Below are 13,896 nucleotides of genomic sequence, written 5' to 3' on the forward strand. Positions count from 1 at the left end.
GATGTAAAAATAAAAAACTAGCTTGGAATACCAGCTAGCTAAAATATTTTATTCGTGTAAAAATAGTGTTGAAAAAAAAGTTTACTTAAGAAACGGGAAGTTTAGTCTCTAAAGTAGGAGTGTTACACCCAAAGTTACGTGGCTTGTAAAGAGCTTGGTTTTCATCAGGGTGGATTCGGCGATAACGTCCTGGTCCAGCAGGTTTGTGTAGTTCTGGACATAGCGCAGGTCGACCTGCAAATTTTTGTTGATAACGTAACCGATGTTCAGGAGGCTGCCCAGTTCCACGCCGACGGTGGGCATAGTGTTGCTGCGCTTATCCTTGTAATGTTTATCCTTGGCGTCAACGGTCTGCTTGAATTCAGTTTCACCTGACATCTTGAGACTGATGTTTGCGCCCAGGCCCAGGAAGAATCCGTCTTCATCGAAGGCGTACTGGATAAAGGCGGGAATCTGGAACAGCATTTCAGAAATGCTTGCTTCGTTGTGGCTGTAGTCGTTGTCGCCTTCGTAGCTGTAGGTGCGGTAGCTGAAATCCAGGCCGGCGGCGACAGAGAAATCGTTTCCGATGGGGAGCTTGGCGATGGCGCCTGCTTCTAGGTCGAAGCCTACGTTCCAGCCGTCGGTATGGTTTCCGAGGAAGTTCATGTTTGCGCCGGCACCGGCTCTGAAGCCGAACTGGATGGACTTGGAGAAGCCTTCTTTGCGGGCGCGGTATTCGCTGGCGTTTTCCTGCACGTAGTTGGCGCGGGTGTCTTCGTCATCGAAGAATTCTGTTACCTTCGTGGAATCCGCTGCCTTGGTGGAGTCCTGTGCTACGGAATCCTGGGCGGTTGAATCCGTGCCGTATACGACGGTCTTTACTCCGTTTTCATCTACAGTCTCTACACCGTTTGCGTTGTCGCTCTGCGTATCATCCGTAGAATTGGAAACTTCGTTAAATTCCATTCCGCAACCGTCGCCGACGCAACCACTATTGTCCTCTTCGCCGGAACCTTCGAAAACTCCCTGGGCGAATGCAGTGGAACAGAATCCGCCTAGGGCAATTGCCATGGCGATGGTCAAAATCGGCTTGTGAGAAAACTTAGGTGCGAACATACTAGAATTATAACATTTTGAAAACACTTTGTTTATGTATTTTCTAAATTTTTCGCCGTAAAATTTTAACTAGCCGTGAGGTATGAGGTCGCCTGCCTTGGCGGGCTTTGAGGTTTGAGTTGAATAGTGGCGCTTCGCGTATCATAAAGGTGCAGCGAAGCTGCGATTATAAGGCTCGTTACTCGTTGCTCATAACTCACCGCTGAACGAGGAAAAAATGGCAAAGTATAATCCGCAAGAAATTGAAACCAAGTGGCAGGCTTACTGGGCTGAACATCAGACCTTCAAGACTGGCACCGATCAGTCCAAGCCCAAGTTCTACTGCCTGGACATGTTCCCGTATCCCAGTGGCGCAGGCCTCCACGTTGGTCACCCCGAAGGTTACACCGCAACGGATATCATTTGCCGCTACAAGCGTTCCAAGGGTTTCAACGTCTTGCACCCCATGGGTTGGGATGCCTTCGGTCTCCCTGCTGAACAGTATGCAATTCAGACCGGTACACACCCGGCAATCACCACCAAGAAGAACTGCGACAATTTCCGCCGTCAGATCCAGCGCCTCGGTCTTTCTTACGACTGGGAAAAGGAAGTGAACACCACCGACCCGAAGTACTACAAGTGGACCCAGTGGATCTTCAAGCGCCTTTACGGCACCTGGTTCGATGAGGTCCAGCAGAAGGGCCGCCCCATGGTCGAACTGCCCATTCCCGCCGACGTTCAGGCTCAGGGTGCTGCAGAAGTTCGCAAGTTCAAGGATTCCAAGCGCCTTGCTTACTACGCCGACGCTCAGGTCTGGTGGTGCAAGCACTGCAAGATTGTTTGCGCTAACGAAGAAGTTTTGAACGACGGTTCTCACGAAAAGTGCGGCACCAAGGAAGTGGAACGCCGTAACCTGAAGCAGTGGCTCATGCGCATCCCCCATTATGGCGACCGTCTTTTGAAGGGCCTCGATAAGCTGGATTGGCCCCAGGGCGTGAAGGACATGCAGAAGAACTGGATCGGCAAGAGCCAGGGTGCAGAAGTGGATTTCGCCATCGCTGATGCAAACGGCAAGCCCACCGAAAACAAGCTCCGTGTTTATACCACCCGTTGCGATACCCTGTTTGGCGCAACCTACATGGTGGTGGCTCCCGAACACAAGCTGGTTCCGACCCTCACTACCCCGGAACAGAAGGAAGCTGTGGAAGCCTACGTTCATGCCGCTGCCCTCAAGAGCGACCTGGACCGTACCGAACTGGCCAAGGAAAAGACCGGCGTGTTCTCTGGCTCCTACGCCATCAACCCGCTGACCGGCACCAAGATTCCGGTTTGGGTGGCTGACTACGTTTTGACTGGCTACGGCACCGGCGCTATCATGGCTGTGCCCGCCCACGATACCCGCGACTTCGAATTCGCAAAGAAGTTCAACCTGCCTGTTATCTGCATCATGGAACCGGACGCCTCTTGCCCGGAAGACGTGAAGCCCCAGGTTCTCGCTGGCGAAGCATGCTGGGCTGCCGACGGCACCTACATCAACAGCCAGAACGACACCCTCTGCCTCAATGGCCTCAACAAGGAAGCTGGCAAGGCTAAGGTCATCGAATGGCTCGAAGCCAACAAGATCGGTAAGGCTACCGTGAACTACAAGCTTCGTGACTGGCTCTTTAGCCGTCAGCGTTACTGGGGCGAACCGTTCCCCATCATCCACTGGGAGGATGGCGAAATCTCTACCGTCGATGACGACCAGCTGCCGGTTCAGCTGCCGGATCTGCAGGACTACAAGCCGGGTGACGGCGGTCAGTCTCCGCTGGCCAACGCTTCTGAATGGCTGAACGTTGTTGACGCTAATGGCCGCAAGGGCGTTCGCGAAACCAACACCATGCCGCAGTGGGCTGGCTCCTGCTGGTACTACCTCCGCTATATCGACGCCTGCAACGGTGACGCATTCCTGGCCAAGGAACTTGAAAAGTACTGGATGCCGGTTGACTTGTATGTTGGCGGTGCAGAACACGCTGTGCTCCACTTGCTGTACAGCCGTTTCTGGCACAAGGTCCTCTTCGACCTGGGCCTCGTCTCTACCGACGAACCCTTCCAGAAGCTCTTTAACCAGGGTATGATTCTTGCCTTCGCTTACGAAGACGCCGCCGGCTCCAAGGTTCCCACCGACGAAGTGGAAGAAAAGAACGGCAAGTTCTTCAAGAAGGGTACCGACATCGAACTGAAGCAGATCGTTGCCAAGATGAGTAAGTCCCTGAAGAACGTTGTGAACCCGGACGACGTGGTTCGCGACTACGGTGCAGACAGCCTTCGTTTGTACGAAATGTTCATGGGTCCTCTGGATGCAACCAAGCCCTGGCAGACCAAGGGCATCGAAGGCATGAACCGCTTCCTGGGCCGCGCATGGCGTTCTGTGGTGGGCGACGACGATGCAGCTCCCGTCTTCGTTGACGAAGCCGCTCCGGAAGAAATCCAGAAGATTATGCACCAGTCCATCATCAAGGTTACAAGCGACATTGAAAACATGAGCTTCAATACCGCCATTAGCCAGCTGATGATCTTCAACAACGAAATGATGAAGATGGACAAGCGCTACCGCGAACCTTGCGAAACCTTCGTAAAGCTCCTGCAGCCCTTTGCACCCCACATCGCTGAAGAAATGTGGAGCATCCTGGGTCACGAAGGATCCCTCACCAACGTGGCATGGCCTGAAGCTGACGCAAGCAAGGCTGTGGAAAACACCGTCGAAGTCGTGTTCCAGGTGAACGGCAAGCTCCGCGCCAAGGCAAATGTCGCCAAGGACATGGACAAGACTGCTCTCGAAAAGCTGGCACTTGAAAACGATCGAGTACAGGAATTCACTAAGGGAATGCAAGTTGTTAAGATTATCGCAGTCCCAGGAAAGCTTGTCAATATCGTCGTAAAGCCTGCTTAGTGACCGCGTGAAGGATTGCCCCTGAGCCGAGAGCAGCGGCCACGCTTGCGTGGACATTGTGCAGGCACCAAACATGTCGCTCGAAAATAGAAATGCAAGCATTTCTACTTTACTCGCTTAGATGTTTGTGCCGAGGCGATTGGGCAAGCGCTCGTAGAGCGCAATTTACTAACGGCAAGACCGTCGTGAAGGTCATTGCCGTGCCGGGTAAGCTGGTGAATATCGTTGTGAAGTAGTCGTAAGCCGAGTGTCGCGACCGGGAACTTGTTCACGGGCATGACCGAGGCGCAGGTTATAGCGCTCGTAGAGCGCCAGTAAGGTTCGGTTGAGGTGGGGGAGGAATCCCCCTCGCTTCAGCCCCTCTCGCCCTTATAATCAAGCCCGCTTCGGCGGGCTTTTTCTATAGCCCCACCCAGGGGGCTTCCGCTACCCCCACTGCGGGCGCTCATACGCCGCCCCCGTAACGCCCCGGCTTACTTCCTGCTAAAATAGGGGCTAATTCTTGCCTAGACGGGCGAATGGGCGCTTGCTTTTCTTTGAAATAGATTGTATATTTGGAACAACAGGACCCCCCGCACCTCTCATTGATGTGTCCCAGGGGGGACATTTTTTTTATGGAAACAAAAAAGGCAACAACTTATAGGGAACAAGTAGAAAAAATCAAACAACGTGGCTGTTGTATTGAGAATGTTGATGTTGCTGTTCGCTGCCTTGAATCCATAAATTATTACAGGTTGTCTGCATATTTCCTGCCATTTAGAAAAACCGACGGCTCCTATAATGCCGGAACAAGTTTCTCAAGGATTGTACAGATATATGAATTTGATCGACTATTGAGAAGATCGCTTTTTTCGGCTCTTGAAGAAATAGAGATTTCTATGAGGGCGAGACTTGCTTATTTCCATGCGCATAAATATAGTCCGGTTGGCTATTTGGATGCGTCGATTTATTCTCGCTGGCACAACCACCAAAAATTTCTAGAAACTTTCAATAGAGAAGTTGAGCATAGTTCTAATGTTCCTTTTGTGAAGCATCACCAGGATTGCTATGATGGCGTGTTCCCTATTTGGGTGGCCGTGGAATTATTTTCGTTTGGCATGTTGTCCTATTTTTATGCGGACCTTGTTCTTGCGGATCAAAAACACTTTGCGAGTGAATGTTATAAGACCATCCCGAAAAATCTAAAAAGTTGGCTGAGGTGTGCAACAGACTTGCGAAATATCTGCGCCCATTATGGAAGGCTTTACTATAGGATTTTCTCCGCAATCCCTGCAAACATTGAGGAAGTTGAAGAAAAGGATGAACGCTCTCTTTGGGCGGCGTTCCTTGCTGTGCGAAACTTGTATCCGAATCCTCAAAAGTGGAACGAAGAATTTCTCCCGTCAATTAAGGCGTTGTTTGAAAAGTATTCGTCAGCTATTCAATTGGAGCACATCTCTTTCCCAAAAGATTGGGCGGTGAAGGCGATTGCCAAGGAAGTGTAATCCTTGACGGAATCATCAGCTCGGCATATCGTCTGATGATTTACGAAACTTTTTTCCACAAAAAAGGCGAGGAACTTCCTCGCCAAAGATGGACCTGGGTCTTGCGATTTTTCAGCGATTCAAACTGTGTAGAGCATGTCCCTATCAAGACGTATGTTCGATATTTTGCGAATATAGGGGACATTTTTTGTTTTTGACATAAAAAGTCACCAGTTTTTAATAGATTTAGATTGAAGGTGCTGAGATGAATCTTAAAGAGTTGCTGAAATTTCTTTTTCCTGAATACCAGATTTTTACTGCGGCAAAGAACTTGCCTCAGGGTTTGAGGGCAACCCAAAAAGTACAATCTACATCGTCTGTAGAAAAAACGGTATTGAAAAGCGAATCGAAATCGGAATCTGTGAAATCAGAACCGAAAGGGCATGAACCGGAAAAAGGGTTCGCTACGATTTTTACAAGACAGGATTCCAAGGCTTCAGCACATGCTGTAAAGGACAATGCAAAATCTTTTAATTTTAATCCTGTTCCCAAGGAACTTGCAAAAATTTGGATTGGGTCTGAAAAGGATATTCAATCCTTGGTTACTGCATTTAAGCGTCCTTTTGTAAGTGGGTACGAAGAAGAAAAGCCGAAAAACTCCATTCTTCTTTTGGGACACCTTAGTAGGGGAAAGGCTTATGCAATCCAGTGCATCAGTAAAATTCTCTGCCAACAAAAAATTTTGACATCATCGTCTGCGGAGATTATTGATCTTGGCCGTTATGCGAGCGATTCTTCTGGAACTTTGTTCTTGAGCGATATATATGCTTGCCTGAAGTCTAAGGCTGATGTCATTATATTTGAGCAACCGGAAAAAGCAGGGGCTGGTGAATTGGATATTCTTCAGCAGTTGTTGGAAAATGGCGTTTGTAAACTGAATAAGCGTTATGTGTCTAATAACGGAATGCTGATGGATGCGACGGGAGTTCTTCACTCCAATCCGATTTCTGAAATTTCTGCCAATGGCAAATTTTTTGTTTTTATTAGTACACTTCCCAAGGCGAAAATACTTTCTGTTCTTGGGAATAAGATTACGAAATTGTTCGGTGATGTTATTGAACTGGAACCGATCTCGCAAAAGCAACTTCAGGATATTGCATTTACGGAATGCAGGGCTTTGATTGACAAATGTTCTCGGATGCTTCATATTGAAGCGTCTTTTGATGATGATGTTGTCAATGCACTTGTGAAGATATTTTCAAAAGATGCAGGTATCAAGGGCTTAAAGAAGTTCGTAGAAGAGTTCCTTTACAAGGGCCTCACTGAAATGCTTTTGCAAAATGCAATTGCGACGAATACGAAGATTCATCTTACCAGTGTAGAAAATGAATTCTTTGTATCTCTAGCCTCTGGCAAAAAATTGAATTTTGCTGATTATTCCAAAGATATAAATGCTTCGGAATTGGCTGATGTCAAGAAGGAACTTGACAACATTATTGGTCTGAAAAAGGTGAAGGATTACATTCGTGATTTGGAGACGAATGTCAAAATTCAGCAAATCAGAACGGCCAATGGTCTTCCGAAAGCGGATATCTCCATGCACATGATTTTTGCTGGAAATCCGGGAACGGGAAAGACTACTGTTGCGAGGATTGTCGCGAAATACCTGAAGGCTATAGGAGTGCTTTCCTCGGGGCATTTACGCGAAGTGACAAGAGCTGATCTTGTTGGACAATATCTTGGGCAAACCGCACAGAAAACAAATGAAGTCATCAATAGCGCTCTCGGTGGAGTCCTGTTTATTGACGAAGCCTATTCGCTTTGTCGAGATGCCGGAGATCCGTTTGGGCTTGAAGCCATAGACGCTATTGTAAAGGGGATGGAAGATAATAGGGAGAATCTTGTCGTCATTTTGGCTGGCTATGAATTGGAAATGAAGGATTTTCTTAAGACAAATTCCGGATTGAAATCCAGGTTCCCTAATATTGTTCATTTTGAAGATTACAGCTCCAAAGAAATGCTTGACATTGCAAAAGTTACTGTTAAGTCCAAGGGGTACAAAATGGATGCGGATTGCGAAAAACCGCTTCTTAGGATATTTGAGGCTTCGCAGGTCAAGGGCAAAAATGATGGCGGAAACGGAAGACTTGTCCGTAATGTTGTGGAGGCCGCGATTTTACAGCAGTCGAAGCGTGTCGTGAAAAATCCTGTGAATTTGGATCTTTTAATTCCTGAAGATTTTGGATGCTTTGGGCCTAAGGATTTTGATCTTGAAAGCGAATTGTCTAAAGTTATTGGACTTGATTCCGTCAAACAGTACATCCGGAGCTTACAAGCTCGCTTAAAGCTTAAGGAGGCTCGCAAACAAGCTGGATTGAAAACCTCTGACACGCAAACGATGCACATGATTTTTGCAGGCAATCCAGGCACCGGTAAAACGATGATGGCCAGGACCGTTGCGAATGTCCTTTACAATATGAATGTAATCACCACGAATAAGTTGGTGGAAACGGATCGCTCGGGACTAGTGGCCGGCTATGTTGGGCAGACAGCCATAAAGACAAGAGAGGTCATTGAGTCTGCACTCAACGGAGTCCTATTTATTGACGAGGCATATGCACTTGCCCAAGGTGGCCCTAATGACTTTGGCCGCGAGGCGATAGATACCCTTGTCAAGATGATGGATGATAATCGCGATAGATTGGTGGTGATTCTTGCAGGTTACAGTAGGGATATGGAAAATTTCCTGAATCAAAATGCTGGCTTGCATTCTCGATTTGCAAACATTATTGAATTCCCAGATTATTCTACGGATGAACTTATGCAAATTGCGGGCAAGTTCTACGGTGACCAGGGATATATTTTGGATGACGGTGCTAGCGAATGCTTGCGGAAAAATTTTGAATCAGCAAAGATGAACCCTCAATTTGGCAATGGTCGATATGTAAGAAACATCTTTGAAAAATCCCTGAATAATCAAGCTCTTCGACTGAGTGATTCCAATGATTTTTCCAAGACTGCGCTTACAACCATTACGGCCTGTGATTTGGAGGGGGTGTAGTGTGAATCAAGGAAACAGGTTCGGTGCTTACGCTTGGTCCATGAATGTACTTGCTGCGTGGATCATATTACTTTTTGTAACGATTGTTGAAGCTATAATATGTGTATCCATTTTGGATGGAACCTTGACTGTTGTATCGGGGAATTTGGCGATTACACTTGTCACTTTATTTTTCTTCATTCCTCCTTTTGTAATTACAGAGGAAATCTTTCAAGAAATTTATATAAGGAATCCTCTAATTCGCCCCCTGTATGCGACTACTTTAGCTTATTTAACAATCGTTGCGTTGATTCAGATATCGTATGCGATTTTTAATTCAAATTTGATTGCTTTGGGATTTTTGCTTCTTGGACGTTTTGTAATGTGCCTTTTCTTTCAAAAATATCCGATGGATTCTTTGAATGTTTGATTCGGTAAGAACATTTTTTGCAGGAATGTGGTTTTGCTTAGTGCTGATTCCCACTATGGTATTGGGAGCACTTTTTTATTTAGGAATCTTAATGTTTATTCTATCTATGCTTACTACGGGCTATAGTTTGCCTAGTTTTGGACTGACATATTTTAAAATAGTGTCTATTCCTTTTTTGCTGACAAATATATTTTTTAGACGTTGCTATACCATGATTGACAAACTTTATCCGTTCAGTATTTTTGCTCTGTGTAATTTTTTTATTGTTGCGTTGGCTGAAAAAATTCTTGCTTATGGATTTGATGTCATTGAACCAACAAGGCATCTGTTGACAATTATTGCTGTAATAGTTCAAGTATTGGTGTGTAGAATTATTATGGGATTTTATTTTAGAAAACATCCGTTTAATTAGGATATAGAATTTTTATGGAACAGAAAAAACGTAAAATGAAAATTGAAGGGGTTGCTCACGCTGAGCTGAATGGTGGAGAAACTTCTTCCTCTAGATTGGGGATTGAAAAAGATACTCCTGACATTCAATCCTTTTCTCCGGCACAAAATGAATCTTTACGAAAGGATATGAAAACGGAAACATCGAAGGATGATGTCGATGTCAAACAGAAGGAAAAAATTGATAAGTTTTCCGATGCTGTGGATGGAAACAAGGATTGTCTTCATGAAAATTCTTCGCCTGAAACGGTCGTTCGTCGTAAAAAGAGATTGGTACTTTGGTCAGCAGTTTTGGCAGGACTTTTGGCAATTTCTTTTGCAGTGCGAGGTGTTAGTCCCATGGACACCCCTATTAGCACGAGTGTTGGTGCTCAGGAAATCTTGAAACAGCAGTGGTCGGACAAATTGGAACTTGGGGCTAGGTTAGTAAAGAACGATGATCAAATAACCGTTCGGCAAGCGGATATGGTAATAACGCATGACAAGACTGAAAAGTCGACTAAGGTTCATATTTGGGACTATGCCGCTGAGGATGGAGATTATGTTCAACTTAAAGTAGATGGAGTTGCTATTACAGAACCGTTTATGATACATCACAAACAAGTTTCTTTTGATGTTCCCGCAGAATCCAAAGTGGAAGTCGTTGGAATTCGTGATGGCGGTGGTGGAATTACATATGCAATTCGTTATGATGTTAATGGTACTGTTTATCTCAATGGCATGGGTATCGGTGGCTCTAATACATATACATTGACTCGAAGCCAAGTGACGGAATAGTTTTTGAAGGAAACAACCCATAACGGATTCGTTATGGGCTGTTTTTTTGTATTAAACGCTATATCCGGGACCGTGTGTATTCAAATCCACTAGCGGTTTATTTACTTTCTTCCTTTTCTTTATTACGAGTTCTGTTTTATTCAAACACCATCTTTTGTTCTAAAGGCCGTTGCGATAAATTCTTGCTCGCTTCGCGAAATGCCTATGTCTGTTGCGACCTTTTGCCACTTTGAAACAACGTCGTTTGTTTTTTTGATAATCCTGTTTGCATCGCTTGGCGCGATGCCGAAATAGGGCGCAACTTCTCTTGCCAAATTGTAATCTAGATTTGCTTCGCTTTCGTTAATGTTCAACGAAAGTTCTGTTCCATATTCGTCGGGTGTCAAGTCATAAGCTGGTGACAGTGTCCAGCCTTTGGGCGTTAAGAGGAAACCGTGGTTTCTCAGGTGGTCGTCACAATTGGAAATGGCAATGTTGAAAATAATTCGTTTGAAAAGCTGCTCTAAGTTGCCTTGCACATTTACGCAATGTTCAGAAATCCACTCTACCAATTCAAGGTAGCTGGCTCCGGTTCCTCCATTAGCTCCATCGTTATAATCCAAATGCGTCATTGCCGATGTAAAATGCTTGCGGACGTTATTTTCTGTTCGGTCAAATCTTTTTGTTAAAAAAGTGTGATATTTGGAACCGAGTTTAATGCATTTAAAGTCGCTGATTTCTACACCGCATTTTTTTGCAAGAGTCATGCAGACAGTTTCCCAAGCTCCGACATCTTTTCGATCTTTTTTACTTGGGAACTTGGCTATCCATAGATGACCATGTTCATCGACAACATTTGCTTTTGGTCGCGCTCCTCCGAGAGAACTTCCTGGACGTAATAGCATTTTTAACCAACGGTCATCAATGGAATTTTCATCCTGTTCCAATTTTAGGCTGGCTGCCTCTAATTTTCGAAGGGATTCCCAAGGTGGTGTCGCTAGTTCTTTGTCGTTGTCGATGAAATCACCGTCAAGACTCTGTTTGAATCGCAGGGCTCCCATGCGGCTCTCATCAAAAACTCCCAGTAGATAATCTAATTCAGTCCTGGGAATTACGGGGCGTCCTTCTTTTCTAGCCAAAATAGTTTCCCTGCGGTCAATGAGTTGTCGCCCCCAACGGTCGGGAGTGGAATCTAAGAAAACGCCAAAGTTATCCTTGTCAGTAGGTGCGTATTGTTTTCCCCGAAATAGGCTTAGGTTAGGATCAAAAATTTGAAAAATGGGATTGTTTAACCAGAACTTGTCAAATTCAAAGGAGAAAATGCTTTTGCCTCGTTGCAAGGTTTCTTGCAGAATGCCCATGAGAACAGGCTCGAGGACCTGCTCGTTATGGAAGAATACGTATACGGACCGATTATTCATTTTGCGAGACCTTATTTCTTGCTGGCGCGTTCTCTTACGTTTAGTTTTGCGTCTTGGAGTTTTCTGCCGAGTTCGTCATCTTTTGCTACAAGGAGTATATCGCTTGCAAGTCCCAACGCAATCAGTACCCTAAAATAATGGCCCATGGAGACGCCTTCATCACCACTTTCGATTTTTATCAAGGTGCCACGAGAAATGTCTGCCCGTTCGGCGATTTGTTCTGCCGAGAGGTCGCGGCGAAGTCTGGCTAGTTTTATCTGCTTGCCAAGGTTATTTAAAATTCTTTTCTGCGATGGTAATAAAGCTCTTTTCATAATGTTTTATATAATATACAAAAATTGCTTAAAATGTTCAATATATTGAACATTATGAATGGCGTTTAGGGACTTGTCTATGAACTTGACCATTTAGATGAAAATGTTCCTGTACTGGTAAGAATGCGTCAAAAGCGTCCTTTTATACCCATTTTTGTTCGTCACTTTTCCATTCTAGTAAAAAGTCTCTATTGTCGAAGTAGGCTTGCATTGGCGATTCAAGAAATTTCTGCAAGGATTCAATGACATTTTGAAATGGAATCTCGGACAATTTTGCTTTTTTCAGAAAAGCTTTCCACTTGGTTCCCATAGATTGATCGTTGTGAAATTGAAGGACTTTCTGAAAACGATTCATATCGTAATTACGTTGTCGATTTTCGAAGGTCCTCGCGATGGCGGTTTTCAATGTTGCACCATCAAAATCAAAATTTTGAAGAATGAAGTGAATGTCAAAATAGTCTTTCATTCGGCTGGAAAGTTCCATTCGATCAAGGATTGCGTCAATTTTTTCCGCGATGATTGTTTCTACGGGGTAAACTCTTACTTGAGGGCATGAAAACCCTTCGACTTGAACAGGAAAGGTTGCTGTTTTTGGTTTTGGAATGATTGTGTCTCCAAATCCAAAATCAATGTTTATCCCTGTACGGGTGTTTTTGATTTTCACGATGAGAAATGCAGAAACCCCAGTGTATTTCTTTTCTTTGGCAATCTCTTTTAGATTTGCCAATTCGAAAGTTACAAAGTCATTTTCTGATTCCGTATTTATTATCTCGTGAATGATTTCGCGCATTCTTTCTGGAGAATTTGAGAGGTTCTCAACGAGAAAATCTGCGTCTCGGGTTGTTCTGCTTCCAAAATTTGAAAGCGCGTAAATGAGCAGGCCGCCTTTCAAAATAAATGTATCTTTGTATTTTGAAAGGTTGATTCTGCGGATGAATTCTTCCTGGCAAAATAGCTGAAGGCTTTGCATGCTGTTCCAGCCCATTTCCTTGGATTTATTTCGTATTTTGGCAAGTACCGATGCTGCGCGATCAGCCATTGAGCAAAACCTCCATAATTTCTCTAACTTTCTTTTGTACTCGCATTTTCCGGGCGTAATCCAGAAGCTTCATTAGATTCTTCTGAGGGTCGCTTGCGTAGGCGTTCAAGGCCTTGTTGAATAGCTCGCTGTCTATTTTGTTGCGGTACTTGAAGCAGTCACAAACGCATCGTTCTCGGTCGTAAATTTTTAGTTCGAACCCGTTGAAGTTTTCCGTGCTTAGCCCAAGGTCGAAAAGTTCTTCTTGCACATATCGTGGTTTTAGAAAAAGTCCTTCAATTTTAAGTCTGGAACGTGAAAATGATCTAGGCACGGAAATCGTCCATTCCGTGGGGGCGTGGTCGCTATAGCCGTAATAGTAGAGTGCCGATTCCATGCAGATGACTACATCGGGCAAGAGTTCTGCAAGCAGCTGTTCTTCTGCTATTTCGTTCGTCGGAACGGCACAGTACACGCCTTTGCGAACTCTGTAAAGTTTTCCGCTAGTGCAGAATCTAGACAGCTCGTCATTGCGGATTCCGTTTTCGTTGAAGTCGGATGTTCTGACAATGCCGTCGTATGAGGCTACAATATCGTGTGCTACCATGATTTTGGACATGGTCTAAATATACAATATTTAATACACAAATGCAAATGTTTGTGTATTGTTTGTTGTGCGTAAAAATCTACGGCATATTTATAATATGTGCCGTAGAAATTTGTATGTTTTTTGTGTAAATTGAAGAATTTTAGGTCTTTTTCTGAGGCATCATCAATATGTGTGGTAGCATTTAGGCAGCCTTGCTAGATGATTCTCTCGATTCCGATTCCCATTCGTAGGCTATCTTTACATCTACATAGGAACAGCTCAACATTATCAGCGACAGCATGTTGTTCATGTTCCTGAAGCCATAGGCAGTCCGTATCAGTAGCTTTATCTTGTTGTTCGTCGCCTCGATCCTTGCGTTTGACACGCCCAGCCTGATTGTGTTGAG

General features: G+C 44.9%; 12 protein-coding genes. 6 read left to right on the forward strand and 6 right to left on the reverse strand.

Features of this window, described 5'->3' with window-relative positions:
• Positions 1-108 precede the first annotated feature (108 nt).
• Complete coding sequence (locus tag BUB94_RS15130) at positions 109-1,098, reverse strand: porin family protein (protein ID WP_073238596.1); 990 nt, start codon at positions 1,096-1,098, stop codon at positions 109-111.
• A 217-nt stretch (positions 1,099-1,315) separates the two neighbouring features.
• On the opposite strand from BUB94_RS15130, the gene leuS reads away from it, so the two are divergent.
• The 6 genes from leuS (at position 1,316) to BUB94_RS15160 (ending at position 10,169) form a co-directional block, all read left to right on the forward strand.
• The gene (gene leuS, locus BUB94_RS15135) at positions 1,316-4,009 is read left to right on the forward strand and encodes a leucine--tRNA ligase (RefSeq protein WP_073238599.1); all 2,694 of its coding nucleotides are present in this window, start codon (positions 1,316-1,318) and stop codon (positions 4,007-4,009) included.
• A 614-nt stretch (positions 4,010-4,623) separates the two neighbouring features.
• Complete coding sequence (locus BUB94_RS15140; protein ID WP_073238622.1) at positions 4,624-5,493, forward strand: Abi family protein; 870 nt, start codon at positions 4,624-4,626, stop codon at positions 5,491-5,493.
• Between the two features lie 244 nt (positions 5,494-5,737).
• Positions 5,738-8,533, forward strand: coding sequence for an AAA family ATPase (locus tag BUB94_RS15145; protein ID WP_073238603.1), 2,796 nt, complete (start codon positions 5,738-5,740; stop codon positions 8,531-8,533).
• A 1-nt stretch (position 8,534) separates the two neighbouring features.
• Entirely contained in the window at positions 8,535-8,942 is a 408-nt protein-coding gene (locus tag BUB94_RS15150) for a hypothetical protein (RefSeq protein ID WP_139259100.1), read from the forward strand.
• Positions 8,935-9,354: a hypothetical protein gene (locus BUB94_RS15155; RefSeq protein WP_073238609.1), complete on the forward strand. Its 420-nt coding sequence runs from the start codon at positions 8,935-8,937 to the stop codon at positions 9,352-9,354. Before BUB94_RS15150 ends, BUB94_RS15155 begins: the two co-directional genes overlap by 8 nt.
• A gap of 14 nt (positions 9,355-9,368) precedes the next feature.
• A complete protein-coding gene (locus BUB94_RS15160; protein WP_073238612.1) occupies positions 9,369-10,169 on the forward strand; it encodes a hypothetical protein in 801 nt (266 codons plus the stop codon).
• 140 nt (positions 10,170-10,309) lie between these two features.
• On the opposite strand, the gene BUB94_RS15165 is transcribed toward BUB94_RS15160, so the two are convergent.
• The 5 genes from BUB94_RS15165 to BUB94_RS15185 all read right to left on the reverse strand — a co-directional run.
• Complete coding sequence (locus BUB94_RS15165; RefSeq protein ID WP_212668356.1) at positions 10,310-11,509, reverse strand: type II toxin-antitoxin system HipA family toxin; 1,200 nt, start codon at positions 11,507-11,509, stop codon at positions 10,310-10,312.
• A 71-nt stretch (positions 11,510-11,580) separates the two neighbouring features.
• A complete protein-coding gene (locus BUB94_RS15170) occupies positions 11,581-11,883 on the reverse strand; it encodes a helix-turn-helix domain-containing protein (protein ID WP_073157900.1) in 303 nt (100 codons plus the stop codon).
• Positions 11,884-12,025: 142 nt separating this feature from the next.
• Positions 12,026-12,922 (reverse strand): nucleotidyl transferase AbiEii/AbiGii toxin family protein, encoded by an 897-nt coding sequence (locus BUB94_RS16955; protein ID WP_073238615.1) that lies wholly within the window; start codon positions 12,920-12,922, stop codon positions 12,026-12,028.
• The gene (locus tag BUB94_RS15180) at positions 12,915-13,520 is read right to left on the reverse strand and encodes a type IV toxin-antitoxin system AbiEi family antitoxin domain-containing protein (protein WP_073238619.1); all 606 of its coding nucleotides are present in this window, start codon (positions 13,518-13,520) and stop codon (positions 12,915-12,917) included. Before BUB94_RS15180 ends, BUB94_RS16955 begins: the two co-directional genes overlap by 8 nt.
• 172 nt (positions 13,521-13,692) lie before the next feature.
• Positions 13,693-13,896, reverse strand: a 204-nt coding sequence (locus BUB94_RS15185; protein ID WP_139258420.1) for a transposase, incomplete at its 5' end; no start/stop codon positions are given.

Source organism: Fibrobacter sp. UWH9 (genome assembly GCF_900129715.1).
In the GTDB taxonomy this organism is placed as follows: Bacteria; Fibrobacterota; Fibrobacteria; order Fibrobacterales; family Fibrobacteraceae; genus Fibrobacter.